This is a genomic window from Luteibacter sp. (genome assembly GCF_051958795.1).
Classification (GTDB): domain Bacteria; phylum Pseudomonadota; class Gammaproteobacteria; order Xanthomonadales; family Rhodanobacteraceae; genus Luteibacter.
In genome coordinates, this window is sequence record NZ_JBQCFT010000008.1 from 1 (window position 1) to 18,681 (window position 18,681).

Below are 18,681 nucleotides of genomic sequence, written 5' to 3' on the forward strand. Positions count from 1 at the left end.
GGTGTGGGGTTGGTTGGGGGGGGGGGGCCCCCCACCTCCCCCCCGGGTGGGGGGGCGGGGGGTGGCGGGTTTTGTCGCTGGCCAACCCCCCCCCCCCCCCCCCCCCCGCTCCCACAAGAGCGGTGGCGCTCCTGTTCGCCCTGTTGCTCGCGGGCGTCTCGCACGCCGCACCCTCGGGCGAGGAACTGCGTGAGCCGAAGCAATTCACCTATGGGGCCGATGGCGTCACCACGGTGACGCTCACCGCGGCCCAAACCGCGATCATGGTCGGCGACCGGCCGTACACCTCGCTGGTGTTCAACGGCAGCTACGATGCCCCGCTCATCCGCACCCGCCCCGGCGGCACGATCCGGCTGACACTGGATAACCAGATGGATGAGCTCACCAACCTGCATTTCCATGGCATGCAGGTATCGCCGCTGGACGAGGGCGACAGCATCTTCCGCGATACCGCGCCGCACACCAAGGGCGAGTACGTCCTTCGCTTGCCCGACGATCATTCGCCCGGGCCGTACTGGTATCACAGCCATTTCCACCGCGGCGCGGAGCGCCAGGTCTCCGGCGGACTTTCCGGGCCGATCCTCGTCGATGGCCTCAAGGACCAGTTCCCGGAACTGCGCGACGTACGCGAACGCATCCTTGTCCTGCGCAACTTCCAGCGCACGCTGACCGGTCGTCTGGCCAGTGAAATCGTTACGGGCTGGCCATCTATCCGCACCATCAACGGCCAGCTGCAACCGGATATCTCGATCAAGCCGGGCGAAACGCAGCTCTGGCATATCTTCAACGTCGACGCCAACCAGTACTTCCGCATGCACCTCGCGGGCTTGCACGTGCAGTTGCTCTCGCAGGATGCGGATACGGTAGTGAAGGACGTCGATATCGATGAAATGCTGCTGGGCCCTTCGGCACGCATCAGCGTGCTGGTCACGGGGCCGGCGCCTGGCCGTTATCCGCTGACGATGAGCTCCGCAAACACCGGGCCGGCGGGCGATACCTACGCCGCCGCCGACCTCGGCACGCTGGTGTCGGCAGGCGAGACGGTGCCAACGGTACGCATCACCAGCCCCTACCCGCAGGCGCGCGACCTGCGCCAGGCACCCATCGCGGTGAACCGGCGCTTCGTCTTCCAGGATGCGGAGGACGATGGCAACGCATTCTTTATCAACGGCCGCCGCTTCGATTCGAGCCGGGTCGATACCACGGTGAAGCTTGGCGACATCGAAGAATGGACGCTGTTCACCCCGAGCCAGGAACTGCACCAGTTCCACATCCACCAGCTCGATTTCCAGGTCACCAAAATCAACGGCAAGCCCGTCGACTTCATTGGTTACCGCGATAACGTGTTCATCCCCGCGCTAGGCTCGATCACGCTGCGCGTGCCGTTCACCGATCCGGTCATCCTCGGCAAGTTCGTCTACCACTGCCACATCATGGAACACGAAGACGGCGGCATGATGCAGATCATCCAGGTCGTGAAGCCGGAGGATTACGCGCAGGCCGTGAAGCTGGAACCGCTGGGCGGGATCTATGGCGATAACCAGACTTGCGTGTATCTGCGGAATACGGGGCGCGAGGCGATCGACAAGACGGCTCCCAAGGATGCGCGGCCGCTTGGGGGTGCGCCTTGAAACATGTCGCGAGCACCCATCGCGCGCGAGCGCGCTCCCACCGGGGCGACGATGCTTTTGTGGGAGCGCGCTTGCGCGCGATGGGTGCTTGCGTAGCCCTATGCACATGCATCACCGCCCAGGCCTCCACCGGCCGCTACCCCGGCTACGGCATCGATTTCGGCACCGCGATCCAGTACGACTTCAGCGGCCTTCGCGCTTCGGACCAGGGCAACAAGGTCACGACGAACGGCTACTTCGATATCACCAACGACATGCATTTTCGCTTCAACCCGAACAACGAGATCTGGTTGAGCACGGAAATCAGCCCGGTCACGACCACGCGCCCCGGCGAGCGGCGCTGGCTCGGCGGCACCGGCCTCAACGTGGCCGACCTCCACTGGTACCACCAGGGCGAGGAAGACACATGGCGGTTGGGCAAGTTCGACGTTCCGTTCGGCCGCGCGCAGAGCGCGGCGCCCGGCCTCTACACCGGGGATTTCGTGGCGCCCTATGCGCTGGGCGGCATGATCGGCGGCACGTATGAGCGGCGTTTCTCCTCGTATACCCTCGGCACCCTGGCGCCGAGCCTGAGCGTCTATGCCGCCGACACCTCGGTGCTGAGCCGCGCGTATTTCCGCCCCTCGAGCCAGGCGCGGCGCTCCGACGGCGGTGCGACGAATACCGGTAAGCCCAACAACGTGGCCGCCGTACTGAACTGGCGGGCGCCCGCCGCCTTGCCGTATCTCGAGGTGCAGCTCGGCTACATGGCCAACCACAAGGGCGACACCAACGCGGCGAACCCCACCGCCGCCAACGAGCAATCGCGTACCGCCTCGGTGCGGTACCTCATTCCATTCGCGCCGACGACCTTGCTGTCGCCGACCCTGGCGGCGCGGTATGTCGACCTGGTGCCCTTCGTCGAGTACGTGCGCACGCACAACGAGAACGGTGTCCCGGGCTACAACACCTCCTATCTCACCACCTCGCTAACCCTCGATACCGGCCGGCTCGCCTGGGGCCTGACCCACACCAACCGGCACATTTCCCCGGCAGGAAGCGGGAGCTCTACGGAATATCTCACTGAAGCCAGCGTGGTCTATCACCTCACCGGGCTGATCGATGTCGGCCTGTCGGGCGGGCGTTCACGCCAGGGCGGGCAGACCTCCAACCTGGTCGGCATGCAGCTCGTGTTGAATGGCGCCTTCTGATGATCCGCGCGCTGATCCTCCTCACCCTGCTCATCGCCGCGCCAGCCCTCGCGAACAGCGCCGATGTCGGCGGCCCGTTCCAACTGGTGGACCAGGACGGGCATGCGGTCACCGACGCGACCTACCGTGGCAAGCCGTTGCTGATGTATTTCGGCTATACCTCATGCCCCGATGTCTGCCCGGTGGACCTGGCGAAGATCGTCCAGGTGTCGCGCAACGTGCGCGAGAGCACCGGCATCACCGTGACGCCCGTATTCGTGACCGTGGACCCGGCACGGGATACGGCCGCGCGCATGAAGGCCTATGTCCGCGCGTTTGGCCCTGACGTGATCGGCCTCACCGGCTCGGACGCGCAGATCCAGCGGGTCACCGATGCCTACCACGTCTATTTCAACAAGGTGCCGGCCAATGGCACCTACCTCATGGACCACTCCACCGTGCTCTACCTGGTGGGGCCGGATGGCCGCCTGCTCGACCACTACGGCCGGAAGCTTCCCGAACAGGATGTCGCCGCTCGCGTGGCGGCGACGCTTGCGGCGCACCGATAGCGCCAACCCCGCTGGCACCGCCAGCGGCTCACCCACGCACCAGGAGAGATCCTTATGTTCATCTCGGCCCGCTACACGCTCCTCGCCCTCGCGCTTGCAGGCGCCGCCTCGTTCTCCATGGCCGCCATGGCCGATGGAAGCAAGGACTACCCCTCCTTCGCCTCGATCTCGAAAGGCCAAAAGATGATCGACCGCGACGCGATCACCCCCGCCCTCGAAAAGAAATACCCGCGGCTCGAGGGGCTGAAGATGCATTGGGATGACGCCGACCTCGACCACGATGGCAAGCTCAACCAGAAGGAATACGACGACTACGCGTCGATGAGCCACTGACGGCACCCGGTGCGGGGTGGGCGGCCAGGCCGGGAGGCGACGTGCCCGGCCGGCCGCCCTCGCCCGGCCCACGCGTCTTCACCACTTCGGTGTCACAGCTTCTTGCGAATATGGCAAATCCGTGGCTAATATTTTGACCATCAGTAGTCGGTCACTTCGTCGCCAGGATGCGCGACAGCCGGCATACGAATTCAGGGGGTCAACGGTCCTGCCATAAGGAGAGCGGCCGTGGCGATTCGTCGTGCAGAAGCATGTGCTGAAGTCCTGGAAGCATGTTTCACGGATGACACAGAATCGGTAACACCCTTTCCCGTGGTTCACCGGGAAATGGCCTGGCGCGTGCCGCGCCTCGCCGATGACGGGGATGATCCCGTCGTCGCCTCGCGCTGGACTTCGCCACCCGTTGAAGGATTACGCGCGGTCACGCCACCGGGGACGCACGTCGTCGCCATCTTCCTTCGCGCTACCCGCGGCATCCTCCAGGTGGACGGCAAGCCATGGCACGCCGGCGCCATTCCCGTGGGGACGACCGTGGTGACCTCGCCCCGGCAGGAAGTCGCGGCCGAATTCTTCGAGCCCGTCGACACGCTGCACCTGCATATGGAAAGCGCGTTCGTGGAAGGTGCCGAACTGGCCCGGGAGATCGCGGCCCTGCCGTTGCAGGCCGGCATCTACCGCGACGAGGCCATCGACAAGCTCGCCCGCGCCCTGCTCGCCGCCCACGACATCGGCTGCATGTCGCGATGCGCGGAATCCCTCGGTAAACCCATCGTCGTACGACTGCGCCACCTCGGCGCGGAACATGCCCGAACCCACCCCGGCCAACCCCGCGGTGTGCTGCCGAACTGGCGCTTGGTGCGCGTGACCGATTACGTGAATGCCAACCTGGGGGAACGCATCACCCTGGCCGACATTGCACGGGTCGCCGGGCTATCGCCCATGCATTTCGCGGCGCGGTTCCGGGCGGCTACCGGGCACAAGCCGCATGAGTACCTGCAGCTGTGCCGGGTGGAGCGCGCGAAGCGTTTGTTGGCCGAGGGCAACCGCTCGCTGATCGATATCGCGATGGAAGTGGGGTTCCGGACGCAGGCGCACTTCACGACGGTGTTCAAGCGGTTTGCGGGGAGCACGCCGCATTCGTGGAGGACGTCGCTGCACGAGTGATGTTCGCCGCTTGTATGTGGGAGCGCGCTTGCGCGCGATTGGTGATAACGCGCCATCAACGGATGCGAGTAGGCCCAAATACCCTACGCAGTGCTACAACGCCGAGGCCAGTTATAAACCCGGCGATAGCAAAATGAGCCCAGCCGAACAGCACTAGGTAGGACAAGTGTGCCCCAATGGGGGTACCTAGCATTTCGGCGCCGTCCATCGCCCACAGCGAGCCGGGACCCAGGGCCAGCATGAGAAGCCCGCTGAAGCCCGCTTTAAGCTCGAAGCCGGAGGTAAAGCGCTCGTTGGGGTCCTGCGTCCAGAGGCCGGCTGCTAACGCGCCGACCACGGCCGGAAAGACCGGCCACGCCAGGAAAAAATAGATCGCCGTTAGGCCAGGGAAGTCTGATCCTTGTGACCAGTGGCGTGCGGGGATGAAGGGTGCCGATGCCACCAAAACATTCAACGCTGACCTTATCGCATCGTTGTCGGCGGCGGCACGTGTCGCCACGGCGGCGATAGTAGCGAACGCGATGCCGAGACCGATGCTCCACCTGTACGCGAGTCGCTCTATGCGCGTCATATCTTCACCAACCCGTCCAAAGGTCACGGCATCCGACCGCGCGAAGCAATCTTCAGTGAAGATAACACGCCGAAACCGAGCAGCGCGCCAGAAGCGGCGAACTGCATCCAACCCGCCGACACCAGTGTGTCCAGGCTACTTCCGACATGACTTCGCCATCGGTCACCGCCGTGGTACGAAGCGAGACCAAGCCAGGCCAGGCCATAGCACGCGACTGATGCAAGGAAGCCGATAAGTCTGTCGCGCCATGACCACGGCCCCTCGAACATGTTGCGGAAGGGGAAGCCGAAGTGCGCGATAACCCAGGTCGCAGCTAGGGGAGTCAGCGGCCACGCAATGAGGTAGTAAGCGGCTGCCGTGTCGGTGAAGGTCGCGTACAACGACCATTGGCGCACCGGGATGATGGGTACGGCCGCTACGGCATGACGCATCACACCATCAACCGCGGAGAAATGGTGGGCCGCATAGGCGACGGCAGCCGCAGAAAGAATCAACACCACACTGACAACCGCGGCAGTCAACTCAACCGCGTGACCACGCTGCGACTGCGCCGGTGGGAAGTCGGAGGACAGTGGCTTCATTTGGTCCGCCGCGTGGCCGTGCGCTCGTGGCATTCAGAAGACGGATGTTGTGCCAGATAGGCGACGCTTTCCTCAGCCCCCCGTCGCACGTCCGGATCCGCGTCATGTGGCTCCCGGGTGCCGCCAGCGAGATGCAGGCACATGCCAGCCACGGTACGAGCGATCACATCGTCCGACGATAGCAAGTTCACCAGCTCGGCGGCCGGCAGTTCGCTCATCCGCTGCCGAAGGTAGTAGCGGGACGGGAGAGACATATTGTCGTCATCATCGAGCATCTGGAGTCCGTTCCATGGCCGTGGGAACTCGGCCCCTCGCGGCGGATCGTAAGTAATAGCGATGGGCTGCGCAATACGGGGTTCGGACCACAAATCATTGCTTCCGCACGAGAAAGACGAGGACGCCAGCCCGGGCGATGAGGCACAGCAGCTACAGTGGCGCCGACTCCAGATCGCCGACCTACTTGATCACTGGTGGCACGGAGTGCAGCGGCGCGCTTGGCTCGCCCGCAGCCGCATGCTCTTACCGATAAATCGAGGGAGCCACGGTTAGCGCTTGGCAACAGAGGTTTTGTTTCGAACGCAGTCAGTGAGCCCACCCAGAGCGGGAGGTCACAGTTGAGGCTATTACAGCCAGAACGTGTCCGCCAACTCTCAGGACACCGGATTGGCTATAGTTGCGGCCTTTCCAGGTTCCCTGCTAGGTCTCATGCCAACACATCAACGCTCACAAGCGTATAACGGACTTGCCTACCGCCCGGGAATTGATGGCATGCGCGCCATTGCCGTCTTGGGGGTTGTCCTGTATCACGCGGGCTTCGGTCCTCCAGGCGGATTCGTTGGCGTCGATGTCTTTTTCGTCATTTCCGGCTTCCTGATTACGACTTTGCTCGAGGCAGAGCTGGCAAGCTCAGGGCGAGTCGATCTTGCAGCATTTTATGCCAGGCGCGTCCGGCGACTTATGCCCGCCTTGGGCGTCGTCCTGGTCGTAACTTCCGTGGCTTGCCTGTTGTTCCTCTCACCCTACGGCGAGCTATCAGCCGCACTACGCTCAGCAAGCGCAGCCTTGCTATTCGGCGCCAATATCTTCTTCCAGTACACGACTGGTGACTATTTCGGCCCAAATGTAGACCACCTGCCCTTCTTGCACCTATGGTCGCTTGGAGTCGAGGAGCAGTACTACCTGCTGTGGCCGATCGCACTCACACTTGCTCAAAGAATTCCGCTGGGTACGCGTAAGATCGCATTCGCCCTCTGCATACTGGGTTCGCTGGCGTTTGCGGAATGGGCTATCTACCAGGGTAGCCAGGCTGCGTTTTATGCAATGCCATCGCGTTGGTGGGAACTTTCATTAGGCGCGCTTATTGCGTGGTCGCCTCAGCCGGCACCAAGGACTGCGCGATGGGAGGCTACCGTCGGGCTCGGCCTCATAGTGGCAGCCATGGCTGCTCCCACAGTCCATTTCCCCGGCCTGGGCGCGCTGCCCGCAACCGTTGGCGCCGCACTCCTGTTGCATGGTTCGTCGGCGGATGGCGGCCCGTGGCGCTTGCTCGCGTCCAGTCCGCTCCTAGTCATCGGTCAGGTGTCTTACCCACTCTACCTATGGCACTGGCCACTGCTTGCGCTTGCGGCGGTCCTAATACCCGGTGAGATTCCTGCCGCCACCCGGGCGGCGCTGGCGCTGGCGGCGTTCCTTCTTGCCGCAGGTACGTGGCGCTGGGTTGAGCAGCCTGTGCGACGACAGCGGGTAGTGTCGCCCGGGAAACTTGCCTTCGCCACCCTTGCCGCGTGCGGAGCCGCTGCGTTTTTGACGCTGCAAGTCGCTGATATGACGAAGGCATCACCACCGGCAGATGATCCGGGTGCAATTGCCGCCAATGACGCACCGCCGAACAGACTGCTTTGCCACAACAGTTCGCTGCGCCCTCCCGCGATGCCGGACGAGAAGGCATGCATTCTGGGTCATGGCACGGCGCCGCGTGTCGCCATTTGGGGAGATTCGCACGCATTCGCGTTTCAACCGTTTGCCACGGTAATCGCGGCGCGCCAGGACACGACTGCTATCGCATTTTCGCGCGACGGCTGCGCCCCGGCAATCGGCTACGATAATGGACAGCATGCCCAGCCGGCAGCTTGGTGCAAGGCGTTTAATGACGACGTCCTACACCGAGTTGAAGCCATGGATATCGTTATCCTTTCGTCACGGTGGCCCAATCCGGCCGATCGTAATTTTGCGGAAGATTTGTCGGCGACCGTCGAGCAGCTTGCGGGGCACGTTCGACGTGTGCTCATCATCGGGCCCACGCCCGATCTTCCAGCCAGCGTCCCGGAGTGCTTGCGGCAACACATACCGCAAGCCTGCGATTTATCCCGCCCCGACTTTCTCAGTCACTCGAAAACGCGACGAGAGTTGCTGACATCGATTGCATCACGATTTCAGAACGTAACGTACATCGAGCCGGTCGATTTCTTCTGTGGCGCGTCGACGTGCCCTGGAGCCCGCGACGGCATGGCGCTGTATTGGGATGACAATCACATCTCTTCAACCGCAGCTACGGCGTTCGGCCGTTACTACGTGGTGAGCCACGCGAGCAATTAGGGGCGTAAATGAAGCCATGGGCACGAGACTGGCCGCCCTTTTGCCGCGAGAGATTGCCTAGCCACACTTGGGCGGATAGCAAATGTAACCGGCGGAGTTTCTAACTGACCGCCTGCCTCATTCTCGGGGCGCCCATTAGACGAGCCACTGCTTACGTAAGTGCGGCGACCCGAGGGCCGCCGCACCTTTCAGCGTTAGTTTGAGCCTGCATCCGGAGCCGTCCACTCCTTCAGCCACGCATTCACCGTCTCATGCCACTGCACGCTGTTCTGCGGCTTCAGCACCCAGTGGTTCTCGTCCGGGAAGTGCAGGAACTTGCTCGGGATGCCGCGACGCTGCAGTGCAGTGAATGCACCCATGCCCTGGGTTTCCGGAATGCGGAAGTCCTTGCCGCCGTGGATGACAAGCATCGGTACACGCCAGTCCTTCACATGGTTGATCGGGTTGAAGCGCTCGTAGTTCTCCGGGTGCTCGAACTGCGTGCCACCGTTTTCCTTTTCTTCGAACCAGAGCTCTTCGGTGTCGTAGTACATGGCGCGTGCATCGAAGACGCCATCGTGGTCGACGAGGCACTTCCAAGGTTGGCTCCAGTTACCGGCGATCCAGTAGACCATGTAGCCGCCGTAGCTGGCGCCGAGCGCACATGCGCGGTTGCCATCGAGGAAGCTGTACTTCTGCAGGGCAGCGCTCCAGCCATCCTTCAGGTCTTCGAGCGGCTTGCCACCCCAATCACCCGAGATGGATTCGGTGAAGGCCTGGCCGTAGCCGGTTGAACCGTGGACGTTGACCGTGACCACGGCGAAGCCCTGGCCGGCGTAGGTCTGGGCGTTCCAGCGGTAGCTCCAGCTATTGGTCATGGCGCCCTGCGGGCCGCCATGGATGATGAAGGCGACCGGGTAGGTCTTGCCCTTCTTGTAGCCGACGGGCTTCACCACGTAGCCCTGGACGCTTTCGTTGCTCCAGCCCTTGAAGGTGAAGAACTCCGGTTCACCGACCTGAGCGGCTTTCATCCGCTTGGCGTTGTAGTGGGTGATCTGCTTCAGGCCCTTGCCCTTGAGATCGGCCGTGTACAGGTCTGCCGGGCGCTTCAGGTCGTCGCACGAAAGCAGGATCTTCTTCTGGCCGACCGAGAAGGCGCTGACGCTGCCGTCAGTAACCAGCGTGGTCACCTTGCCGGTCGCCGCATCGATCGCGAACAGCGGATGCTGGCCGTTATCGTCGGTGGTCGTGTAGAGGGTTTTGCCGTCGGCGGAGATCTGCAGGGTGCCCGCGGAGCGATCCCACGAGGGATCCACTTCGTGCTTGCTGCCGCTGGCGAGGTCGAGCGCCCAGATGCCGAATCGATCAGCCTCGGAACCCGGCTCCTTCATGGCCGTGTAGTACAGGGTCTTGCCATCCGGCGACACCAGCGGGTTTGCATCCCAGGCCAGGTTGTCGGCGGTCAGGTTGGTCGGATTGGCCGAGCCATCCGCCGGGACACTGTAAATGTCGAAATTGGTGGACCAGGGTTCGCTCTTGCCGGCAATGCGTACGTCGAAGTACACCGTCTTGCCGTCGGGCGAGAAGGTGAACTCATCTTCGCTGCCGTACGGCTTGCTCGGCACGTCGCCATCGATGCCCTTGCTCAGGAGCACGGGCTGCGAGGGCGCGTTGGCGTCGGCGATGTAGAGCTGGGCGCGGCGACCGTCGGCCCATGTATCCCAGTGGCGGACTAACAGCTTGTCGTAGACGGTACCGGTCGCCTTGTCCTTCTCGCGGCCGTCGAGGCGCTCCTTGGTGCAGCTGAGGTCGGCGCAGTCGGTGAAGACCTCGTAGCTCAGGAGGAGCTTCGAGCCATCCGGGGAGAGCTTGTAGGCACCGACGTCGAGCGGAGCGTCGGTAACGGCCTGGCCGGGGTTGACCGTCAGGGCGAGGCCCTTGCCGCCCTGCCCGGCGTCGAACGCCCGGTGGAAGACCTGGGCAGTGCCATCCTTCGGGGCGACGTAATAGATGGACTTGCCGTCCGGCGCCCAACGAGCCGAGGAGCCCTTCTCAACGACCTTGACCGGCTGAGGCGGCTTGTCGAGGTCCATCACGTAGAGCGAGGTAACCCCCTTGTTTGCCGCGTAATCCGTTGCCCGCACGGAGAAAAGTGCGTAGCGGCCGTCCGGGGAGAGCTGTGGGTCGCCGACGCGGTCCATCATGACCAGGTCGCGGATGGAGAAGGGGTGCGGGACTGTCGTGTCGGCGTCGGCGGCGAGGACGGGGCTGGTGGCCAGCGCTAGCGCTAGCGCGGCGAGTAGAGGTTTCATAACGAGTCCCGATGGTAATTCGTGCTGGGCACGGTACGAGGGTGGCCTCCGGCTTTCAAGCATCGCGTTCGCGTATCCTGCCCTGCCTTGCACCTGCTGGAGGAACCACGCATGCCTAAAAGCGACCACTTGCTGCGCCTTGATCGGCGGATCGGCATTGCGGTAGCCCTCGCGGGGGGGCTGATTGGTGCACTCATTCGCTGGTATTACGTAACCCATGCTCAGGTGCTGCAGCCACTAGCTCTACCGAACGTCCGCGCCGATGCGGTTGACTATTACCGTTACGCCTGGAACTTAGCCCACCACGGAACATTTGCAAGCGACCCCGCAGGTTCTGCTTCGCTTCACCCCAGCGCGTACCGCGACCCTGGTTACCCTGCGTTCCTCGCGGTACTGATGCTCCTGACAGACCGGTTCGAGACGTGGTACGCAGCGGTACTGATGGCGCAGGTCGTGCTTGGGGGTGCCACCGTTTCCGTCCTGTTACTCGCAATACGCCCGCGGCTCCCGAAAATCCCGCTCGCTCTCACGGCGGCGCTCATGGCCGTATGGCCGCATAGCGTTGCGATGACGAGCTACGTACTCTCGGAGAATCTTGTAGCGTTCCTCGTCGCGCTGGCTCTGTTGACCGCTCGGCACGCGGGGAAACGAGGAGGAATGGGTGCATATGCCGCAGTTGGCGGAATCGTAGGTCTCGGCGCACTTACCAACGCCGTGCTGGCTCCTGTCGGCGTCATCGTCGCGTTACTCCTGGCATGGCAACGCGTTGCCGATCGACGCGCCCTCCTTGCACTTGCCATATGCTCATTAGCGTTGCCTGCAGCCTGGGGGGTACGCAACCTGACAATGCCGTTCAACGCCACGGCCGCGAAGCGGGCGTCAATGAACCTCGTTGAAGGATCCTGGCCGACATTCCATGCCGCGTACAAACTCGCCATGCGTGGCGACGACGCTGGCCTGAAGACAATTCGGGCAATCGATGACGAAATCGCCTCCTTCAACCAAGGCGCGTGGCACGGCCTAGCCACTATGTGCGAGAGGATGTGCGCCCAGCCGATGACCTATCTGACATGGTACGCCCGAAAGCCCGTAGAGCTTTGGGGATGGGATATCCAAGTGGGACAAGGAGATATCTACGTATATCCAACGCGTGAGTCACCGTTCCGAAACCAGCCCATCTGGCGACTCTTGGAAAACGGATGCTTCCTGCTCAACCCCCTCATCATGCTGCTCGCCTCCCTGGGAGCGATTTCATCGCTTCTCCGGCGACCTGCCGATCCGGTCGAATCCGCCATGGCGGCGATCGTTCTCGCGATCACGGTCGTTTATACGGTACTGCAGGCTGAGCCAAGGTACGCCGTACCTTTTCGCGGCCCTGAGATCGCCCTTGCTGCAATTGGGTCCTTAGCCCTGCTACGCCTGAAGTGGCCACGAAGCAGCTAGAAGGCGACTCACATCCCAAATTGCGTCCGCCGACCCACCAAGCACCCCCTTTTGGTACGAAGCGTGCTTCACCGGGGCGTCCATTGAGGGGTCCGACATGCCAATCCACCGCCGGTCATCAGCTGGTTTCACACTCATCGAGTTGATGATTGTGGTCGCGATTATTGCCATTTTGGCGGCTATCGCCGTACCGCAATACAAGGATTACGTGGTTCGCACACAAGCCGCCGAAGGCTTGGTTACGGCTGCCGGCGCGAAGTCTGCAGTATGGGAGTTCATGCACAACACTGGCCGGTTCCCGAAATCAAACAGCTCGGCCGGTTTACCGCGTCCCACGTCGATCGCGGGCAAATACGTATCGTCGGTAACGCTGCTTGATACGGGCGTGATCGAAATTGCCTACAACAGCGGCGATGCGAGCAGCGTTCTAAAGCCCGGTACCGTTTCGCTGTCGCCCTACGACACAACTGGCAGCATCGGGTGGACATGTAAATCCAGCCTGGATAACCGCTACCTGCCTACTCCCTGTCGCTCGCACTGACCAATAGCGTCACAATGTGACGTGACCCGTCACCCAAAAAGTTGCCGCAATTCACTGAATCCGCGAAATTTTCCAGTTGATCCGCTAGCGTGATCCGCTGCACAATCCCGGCACCGGCAAATATGAGGAAATAGGCCGGTCGCGAAAGCATGGCACGCTAGATGCAAGCTTTCCGGCGAGCTTCCTGGTCGTTCCTGACCAAAGCAAGTGAGGGAGCATTCCTTCCCGTTGCTCGGCAAGGGGGAGGTGCTAGGGCTCAGGGGGCATCACTTTTTTCGGTTGGTTTTACCCATTAACGAGGAATTTCCATGAAGAACGTCCAGAAGGGCTTCACGCTCATCGAACTGATGATCGTGGTCGCCATCATCGCGATCCTGGCTGCCATCGCCATCCCGCAGTACCAGAACTACATCATCCGCAGCCAGGTGTCCGAAGGCATGAACCTCGCTGACGGCGCCAAGACGGCCGTGGCAGAGTTCTACAACAACACGGGTCGCTGGCCGCAGGACAACAAGTCCGTTGGCCTTCCGAACTCCGGCTCGATCAAGGGTAAGTACGTTACCGACGTCACCGTCGCCGGTGGTGCGAACGGCAAGATCCGCGCCACCTTCGGCAACGAAGCCAACGCCAAGCTGACGACGCCGACCGCTGCCGTGCTCGTGCTTTCCCCGTTCGATCAGGGTGGCGCGATCTCGTGGAACTGCCGCGCGCTCCGTGGTACCACGGTGCCCGACCAGTACCTGCCGACCGCTTGCCGCACTGGCACCTGATTTCCCGGTTTATGGTAGAAGCAGAAAGGGACCGGAATCCGGTCCCTTTCTTTTTAGCTCGGGTGAAGCTCATTTGCCGATTTTCTCGCGTCCCACCGTTACTTTAGCGCTCATCTGCATTGCGATTGGCGCATATGCAATGTGGATCTATGCGTCCGGTGCGCACGGTCCGTTTCTGTTTGATGACTGGGCCAACCTTCCCGCGCTGACCGCACAGGGCTCACTTGAACAGGCGGACAATTTCCTCAGGTACATAACGTCGAGCAAGGCGGACCCCACGGGACGCCCGATAGCCATGCTCGCATTCGCGCTCAACGCTCCCGACTGGCCCGCGAATCCAGCTGCATTCAAATGGACCAACATCGCGCTCCATGCCCTGAATGCTGTAATGCTGACGGTAGTGCTTTACCGGCTATGCCTATCCCTTGGCATGTCGGTGGCGCGCTCCCATACCGCATCCGCAATCGCCGCCCTTGCATGGGGCATCCACCCCCTCCTCGTGTCGACCGTACTGTACGCCGTGCAGCGCGAAGCGCTACTCGCAGGGACCTTCATCTTGCTTGGGTTGCTTTGCTGGCTTAATGGCAGGGCCCGCATGCTTAAGGGGGCGCCGGGCGGTGCGCTATGGCTCGTCGCGGGCGTAGGCCTCTGCACGCTCCTTGGCTGTCTCTCCAAAGCGAACGGCGTACTCCTGCCGCTATTAATCCTGGTTACCGAGTCTGTCCTTCCGCCCTCGGAGAATCATAATCAACGGCACTACAAACGTGTTCTTTTGCTTTCTTGCGGACCCATCGCATCGATCATCCTCATCGCCCTAGTCGCCCTGGCCATCAAATCCATTGGCGAAGGCTTCCTGCCGTATCGCGGCTGGTCGATAGGGCAACGCCTGCTCACTGAGCCGGCCATTCTCTGGGACTATGCATTCCAGCTCTTGCTGCTGAAGCCGGTTGCAAGCAGCGTGTTCCACGATCAGTACGAAGCCGCCCGCAGCGCTTTCGATCCGTGGTACGTAATTCCTGCCGTGATGGCCTGGATCGCGCTTGCTATGGTGTCGTGGCGGCTGCGCCGCCGCTATCCGTCGGTCAGTCTTGCGATCCTGTTTTTCCTCGCTGCACATTGCCTCGAATCAAGCTCGATCAGCCTCGAGCTTTATTTTGAGCACCGCAATTATGTTCCTGCCATGTTCCTTTTCCTACCACTCGGAACGGCACTGACCAGCTTAGGACGTAGGAGCGTGGGCATCGCGCTGGCCGTCGTAGTGCTCGGCGCCATGAGCGTGCTCACCCGCATCGAGGCCAACCGGTGGAGCGATCCCAAAGGCCAGGCTGAGATTTGGGCCGCGATGCAACCGGACTCCCCGCGCGCCCAAGCTTATGCCGCGCAGGTCGAATCCGCGTACGGCCGAAATGACCAGGCCGTGCGTCGCCTTGCCATCGCCAGGAAGCGCTTTCCGGACGAGCCTCAAGTAGCCTTTAACGTAGTGAATGCTGCTTGCCGCTCTGGCCATGTATCAGCCATCGACCGCGAAGCCGCACTCACCGCCGTTCGCACGAGCCGAAAAGACCCGGGCGCACTCTTGCTTCAATGGGTCGATGCGACTCTTGAGGCGGTCGCGGCCCAGCAATGCCCGGGCCTTGACCTACCCTTCATTTCATCGCTCCTTGATACCGCGATCTCCAATCCGGCTATCGCCAGTGTTCCGGGTCGCCGCCAGGACATTTTTCATTTGCGAGGGGAGATCGCCCTCGCCCAGAAGCGGCCCGACGCAGCGCTGACGTGGTTCAATACTGCGCTTGCGCAAGCACCAACGCCGCAAGCGGCCTTGGCACAGGCCGCCGAGTTAGGCGCCCAGGGCTGGCCTGCACATGGCGTCAGACACCTAGATGCGTATGAATCGATGCAGACGGCGCCTACGCCGTCGTGGACGTCAGGGATGCCATGGGTGCACGCCCGCCTGCTCCGAGCGCAAGACTACTGGCCTACAGAGTTAACGAACCTCCGGACGGCCCTGACAGATGCTTCAACCAAGGCACGCAATGCTGCGAATTAAGTCACCCTTCCTCGTTTTATCGCTCGCATGCTTTTTGACCGCCGCGGTCACGATCGCAGTGTACGCGCAGGGCCTGCATGGCGGATTTCTGTTCGATGACTTTCCGAACATCGTGGACAACAACGATGTCCAGCCTACCCAGGTTTCCCTGGCGAGCTTGCTTAACGCGGCCTTGTCTTCACCGGCCAGTGAGTTCAAGCGCCCATTGGCCTCATTGAGCTTTGCACTCAATATCATTGCGAGTGACGGCCTTGATCCAGTCGCGATGAAGGTTACAAACGTCGTGCTGCACGTGGCCAACGGGGTCCTTCTCTTTGCGTTACTCACCAGCCTCTTCGCATGGGTGCACGGTAGCCGCCGACCGAACGATGGAATCACGGCGCTCCTGATTACCGCAGGCTGGCTGCTGCTACCCATCAACCTGACCGCTGTGCTGTACGTCGTCCAGCGAATGGAGAGCATGGCCAACCTGTTTGTACTCGCGGGCCTTCTAGGCTACGTCAGCGGGCGGCGGCGCATGCTTGCTGGGCGGAAAGGGCTCGTCTTGGCAATAGGCAGCGTGCTCCTGGGCGCGGTGCTCGGTGTGCTTGCCAAAGAAACGGCCGTGCTGCTCCCCCTGTACGCCTTGATGCTTGAAGTATTTTTGTTTCATGGCCGCTCGGTCCGCACCATCGACGCCGCCCCCACTCTCGACCGTCGTATTTTCATTTTTTACCTGGTGTTCCTCGTGGTGCCGTTCATCGTCGGTGCTGTATGGCTGATTCCGAAGTTCCTGAACCCGGCATCTTGGGCCGGGCGCGATTACACGCTGAGCACGCGGCTTTGGAGCGAAAGTCGGATCGTCGTTGACTACGTAGCCTGGACGTTAGTGCCCTTCCCTTCGGATCTCTCGTTCTATCACGACGACTTTCGAGCCTCGACTGGACCGCTCACGCCGTGGACGACAATCCTTTGCATCCTCGTCCTCGTGGCCATTGCTTGGACTGCAGTCGCACTGCGGAAACGCGCACCACTTATCGGCTTGGGCCTGGCCTGGTACCTGGCGTGCCATACGCTTACTGCCACCGTGCTTCCCCTGGAGCTCATTTATGAGCATCGCAACTATTTCGCGAGTATCGGGCTAGTCCTCGTCGCGGTGTGCTTACTTCGTGCCGAGACAGGCATCCAGGGCGCCAACAGCGTCGGTTCCAACTTTGCTCTAGCCCGCCACGTTGCGCTGGCCTCACTCCTCGCATGGTGGGGATGCCTGCTTGCCGTAACCGCCCGCGCATGGGACAACCCTCTCACAATGGCCCAGGAACTCGCCTGGCGAGGCCCAGGTTCCCCACGCGCGCAGTACGAGCTTGGACGCACTTACATCATCTTGTCTCGATACGATCCCAGCTCCCCACTTGTTGGCCTGGCTTACGGCCCCCTGGAACGTGCAATGCGCATCCCAGGTTCGTCGGTTCTTCCCGAACAGGCGCTCATCTTCCTCAATGCGCGCATGGGCCGCACTATCGATAGGGCTTGGTGGGAAAGCATGCGAGGAAAGCTCGCATCGCGCAAACCGACCGTGCAGGATGAGAGTTCCCTTGAGGCACTAGCAAAGTGCCAGGCGTCTAAGTCCTGCGCCTTCCCAGCTGAAGACCTCGTACCTATGTTCCTGGCGGCCATGTCGCATCCGATGCCGACTTCGCGCCTATTGGCTACCTATGCCGATTTCGCCTGGACGAACCTCGGTGACCGAACGCTGGGCCTTGCAGTGCAGGAGCAAGCCGTAGCTGTGGCCCCCAACGAGATGGCCTATCGGATCACCCTGGCCTCCCGACTCATAGCCGACGACAGGACTCAAGATGCCCGCGCTCAATTGGCGGCTATTCGCGCGGCGAACGTCGGTGGGCGATTCGACGCGGATATTTTGCGCCTGGAAGGCCAAATGCTTCGTCGACCCGGCGGCCCGTGAGTCGCGTGGGCGCAGCTCCGTATTACAATGGGCTAACAGCCGCGGTTACCTCGGGATGCTCATGAAGGCAGTGATTCTGGCGGGAGGCTTCGGCACCCGCATCAGCGAAGAAACCACCATACGCCCCAAACCCATGATCGAGCTGGGTGGCCGTCCGGTCCTGTGGCACATTCTGAAGATCTACTCCCACCATGGCATTAACGATTTCGTGATTTGCCTTGGCTACAAGGGTTACATGATCAAGGAGTACTTCGCCAACTACTTCCTGCACATGTCCGATGTCACGATTGATCTAGTCAAGAATGGTATAGAGGTGCACCAGCGCCACGCCGAGCCATGGCGTATCACCCTCGTTGATACCGGCGAAAATACCCAGACGGGCGGCCGCCTGCGGCGCGTCGCGCCTTACCTAGGTGACGACACGTTCTGCTTCACCTATGGCGATGGGCTGTCCGACGTGAACGTCGCCGCGAGCATTGCATTTCATCGAGAGCGCGGGACCAAAGCAACGATCTGTGCGGTGCAGCCTCCCGGTCGCTTTGGCGCAGTGGACTTTGATGGCCACAAGATCGTTCGATTCAGGGAGAAGCCGGCCGGAGACGGCACGTGGATCAATGGTGGATTTTTCGTCCTTGAGCGCTCTGTTCTCGACCTGATAGACGGCGACGGAACTATTTGGGAGAAAGAACCGCTCGAGGCGCTGGCTGAAGCGGGCGAACTCGCTGCGTGGCGGCACGATGGGTTCTGGCAGCCCATGGACACACTTCGCGACAAGACGCGCCTGGAAGAACTTTGGGCGTCCGGCTGCGCACCGTGGAAGGTGTGGGAATGAAGTCATTCGGCGGCATATATGCTGGTCGTCGCGTCCTCGTCACTGGACACACCGGCTTCAAGGGATCATGGCTCGCCTACTGGCTGCGCGAGCTTGGTGCGACAGTGCGTGGCGTCGCCCTTGCGCCAAGCACATCGCCCTCGCACTGGGAACTTCTGGGCCTGAATGACGTGGAAGACATACGTGCCGATATTCG

General features: G+C 61.9%; 17 protein-coding genes. 13 read left to right on the plus strand and 4 right to left on the minus strand.

Annotated features, from left to right (window positions below; genetic code table 11):
- Positions 1-122: 122 nt before the first annotated feature.
- The 5 genes from ACTHLF_RS00580 (at position 123) to ACTHLF_RS00600 (ending at position 4,866) form a co-directional block, all read left to right on the plus strand.
- A complete protein-coding gene (locus tag ACTHLF_RS00580; protein ID WP_440323907.1) occupies positions 123-1,631 on the plus strand; it encodes a multicopper oxidase family protein in 1,509 nt (502 codons plus the stop codon).
- Positions 1,632-1,702: 71 nt separating this feature from the next.
- Positions 1,703-2,821: a hypothetical protein gene (locus ACTHLF_RS00585; RefSeq protein WP_440323909.1), complete on the plus strand. Its 1,119-nt coding sequence runs from the start codon at positions 1,703-1,705 to the stop codon at positions 2,819-2,821.
- Positions 2,821-3,369 (plus strand): SCO family protein, encoded by a 549-nt coding sequence (locus ACTHLF_RS00590; protein ID WP_440323911.1) that lies wholly within the window; start codon positions 2,821-2,823, stop codon positions 3,367-3,369. The genes ACTHLF_RS00585 and ACTHLF_RS00590 overlap by 1 nt, the downstream gene beginning before the upstream one ends.
- A gap of 54 nt (positions 3,370-3,423) precedes the next feature.
- Complete coding sequence (locus ACTHLF_RS00595; RefSeq protein ID WP_440323913.1) at positions 3,424-3,702, plus strand: EF-hand domain-containing protein; 279 nt, start codon at positions 3,424-3,426, stop codon at positions 3,700-3,702.
- Between the two features lie 327 nt (positions 3,703-4,029).
- Positions 4,030-4,866 carry a helix-turn-helix transcriptional regulator gene (locus ACTHLF_RS00600; RefSeq protein WP_440323915.1) on the plus strand — a complete coding sequence of 279 codons (837 nt, stop codon included), beginning with the start codon at positions 4,030-4,032 and terminating at the stop codon, positions 4,864-4,866.
- A gap of 55 nt (positions 4,867-4,921) precedes the next feature.
- Here the strand turns inward: ACTHLF_RS00600 and ACTHLF_RS00605 are convergent, their stop codons facing one another.
- Genes ACTHLF_RS00605 through ACTHLF_RS00615 form a run of 3 tightly spaced genes read right to left on the minus strand, consistent with a single transcriptional unit; the run spans position 4,922 to position 6,293 of the window.
- On the minus strand, positions 4,922-5,464 hold the full coding sequence (locus tag ACTHLF_RS00605) for a hypothetical protein (RefSeq protein ID WP_440323916.1): 543 nt from the start codon (positions 5,462-5,464) through the stop codon (positions 4,922-4,924).
- Positions 5,461-6,018 carry a hypothetical protein gene (locus tag ACTHLF_RS00610; protein WP_440323918.1) on the minus strand — a complete coding sequence of 186 codons (558 nt, stop codon included), beginning with the start codon at positions 6,016-6,018 and terminating at the stop codon, positions 5,461-5,463. The genes ACTHLF_RS00605 and ACTHLF_RS00610 overlap by 4 nt, the downstream gene beginning before the upstream one ends.
- Positions 6,015-6,293 carry a hypothetical protein gene (locus tag ACTHLF_RS00615; RefSeq protein WP_440323920.1) on the minus strand — a complete coding sequence of 93 codons (279 nt, stop codon included), beginning with the start codon at positions 6,291-6,293 and terminating at the stop codon, positions 6,015-6,017. The genes ACTHLF_RS00610 and ACTHLF_RS00615 overlap by 4 nt, the downstream gene beginning before the upstream one ends.
- Before the next feature lie 430 nt (positions 6,294-6,723).
- Here ACTHLF_RS00615 and ACTHLF_RS00620 point away from each other — a divergent pair, with 430 nt between their 5' ends.
- Complete coding sequence (locus ACTHLF_RS00620; RefSeq protein ID WP_440323921.1) at positions 6,724-8,613, plus strand: acyltransferase family protein; 1,890 nt, start codon at positions 6,724-6,726, stop codon at positions 8,611-8,613.
- A 194-nt stretch (positions 8,614-8,807) separates the two neighbouring features.
- On the opposite strand, the gene ACTHLF_RS00625 is transcribed toward ACTHLF_RS00620, so the two are convergent.
- Positions 8,808-10,904 (minus strand): dipeptidyl-peptidase 5, encoded by a 2,097-nt coding sequence (locus tag ACTHLF_RS00625; RefSeq protein ID WP_440323922.1) that lies wholly within the window; start codon positions 10,902-10,904, stop codon positions 8,808-8,810.
- Between the two features lie 111 nt (positions 10,905-11,015).
- Here ACTHLF_RS00625 and ACTHLF_RS00630 point away from each other — a divergent pair, with 111 nt between their 5' ends.
- From ACTHLF_RS00630 to ACTHLF_RS00660, 7 genes are all read left to right on the plus strand, one after another.
- Positions 11,016-12,347, plus strand: a complete 1,332-nt coding sequence (locus ACTHLF_RS00630; RefSeq protein ID WP_440323924.1) for a hypothetical protein — start codon at positions 11,016-11,018, stop codon at positions 12,345-12,347.
- A gap of 97 nt (positions 12,348-12,444) precedes the next feature.
- The gene (locus ACTHLF_RS00635) at positions 12,445-12,888 is read left to right on the plus strand and encodes a pilin (RefSeq protein WP_440323926.1); all 444 of its coding nucleotides are present in this window, start codon (positions 12,445-12,447) and stop codon (positions 12,886-12,888) included.
- 308 nt (positions 12,889-13,196) lie between these two features.
- Positions 13,197-13,658, plus strand: coding sequence for a pilin (locus ACTHLF_RS00640; RefSeq protein WP_440323928.1), 462 nt, complete (start codon positions 13,197-13,199; stop codon positions 13,656-13,658).
- A 73-nt stretch (positions 13,659-13,731) separates the two neighbouring features.
- Complete coding sequence (locus ACTHLF_RS00645; RefSeq protein ID WP_440323930.1) at positions 13,732-15,708, plus strand: tetratricopeptide repeat protein; 1,977 nt, start codon at positions 13,732-13,734, stop codon at positions 15,706-15,708.
- A complete protein-coding gene (locus tag ACTHLF_RS00650; protein ID WP_440323931.1) occupies positions 15,695-17,653 on the plus strand; it encodes a hypothetical protein in 1,959 nt (652 codons plus the stop codon). Before ACTHLF_RS00645 ends, ACTHLF_RS00650 begins: the two co-directional genes overlap by 14 nt.
- Positions 17,654-17,714: 61 nt before the next feature.
- On the plus strand, positions 17,715-18,485 hold the full coding sequence (rfbF, locus tag ACTHLF_RS00655; protein ID WP_440323932.1) for a glucose-1-phosphate cytidylyltransferase: 771 nt from the start codon (positions 17,715-17,717) through the stop codon (positions 18,483-18,485).
- Positions 18,482-18,681 (plus strand): NAD-dependent epimerase/dehydratase family protein (locus ACTHLF_RS00660; RefSeq protein WP_440323934.1); only part of this gene is annotated, 200 nt, incomplete at its 3' end. The genes rfbF and ACTHLF_RS00660, both read left to right, overlap by 4 nt.

Excerpts from the sequence above, each read along its gene's own strand:
- ACTHLF_RS00590 (WP_440323911.1), top strand. The coding sequence starts at position 2,821 with ATGATCCGCGCGCTGATCCTCCTCACCCTGCTCATCGCCGCGCCAGCC.
- ACTHLF_RS00595 (WP_440323913.1), top strand. The coding sequence starts at position 3,424 with ATGTTCATCTCGGCCCGCTACACGCTCCTCGCCCTCGCGCTTGCAGGC.
- ACTHLF_RS00600 (WP_440323915.1), top strand. The coding sequence starts at position 4,030 with ATGGCCTGGCGCGTGCCGCGCCTCGCCGATGACGGGGATGATCCCGTC.
- ACTHLF_RS00610 (WP_440323918.1), bottom strand. The coding sequence starts at position 6,018 with ATGAAGCCACTGTCCTCCGACTTCCCACCGGCGCAGTCGCAGCGTGGT.
- ACTHLF_RS00615 (WP_440323920.1), bottom strand. The coding sequence starts at position 6,293 with ATGCTCGATGATGACGACAATATGTCTCTCCCGTCCCGCTACTACCTT.
- ACTHLF_RS00620 (WP_440323921.1), top strand. The coding sequence starts at position 6,724 with ATGCCAACACATCAACGCTCACAAGCGTATAACGGACTTGCCTACCGC.
- ACTHLF_RS00625 (WP_440323922.1), bottom strand. The coding sequence starts at position 10,904 with ATGAAACCTCTACTCGCCGCGCTAGCGCTAGCGCTGGCCACCAGCCCC.
- ACTHLF_RS00630 (WP_440323924.1), top strand. The coding sequence starts at position 11,016 with ATGCCTAAAAGCGACCACTTGCTGCGCCTTGATCGGCGGATCGGCATT.
- ACTHLF_RS00635 (WP_440323926.1), top strand. The coding sequence starts at position 12,445 with ATGCCAATCCACCGCCGGTCATCAGCTGGTTTCACACTCATCGAGTTG.
- ACTHLF_RS00640 (WP_440323928.1), top strand. The coding sequence starts at position 13,197 with ATGAAGAACGTCCAGAAGGGCTTCACGCTCATCGAACTGATGATCGTG.
- ACTHLF_RS00650 (WP_440323931.1), top strand. The coding sequence starts at position 15,695 with ATGCTGCGAATTAAGTCACCCTTCCTCGTTTTATCGCTCGCATGCTTT.
- rfbF (WP_440323932.1), top strand. The coding sequence starts at position 17,715 with ATGAAGGCAGTGATTCTGGCGGGAGGCTTCGGCACCCGCATCAGCGAA.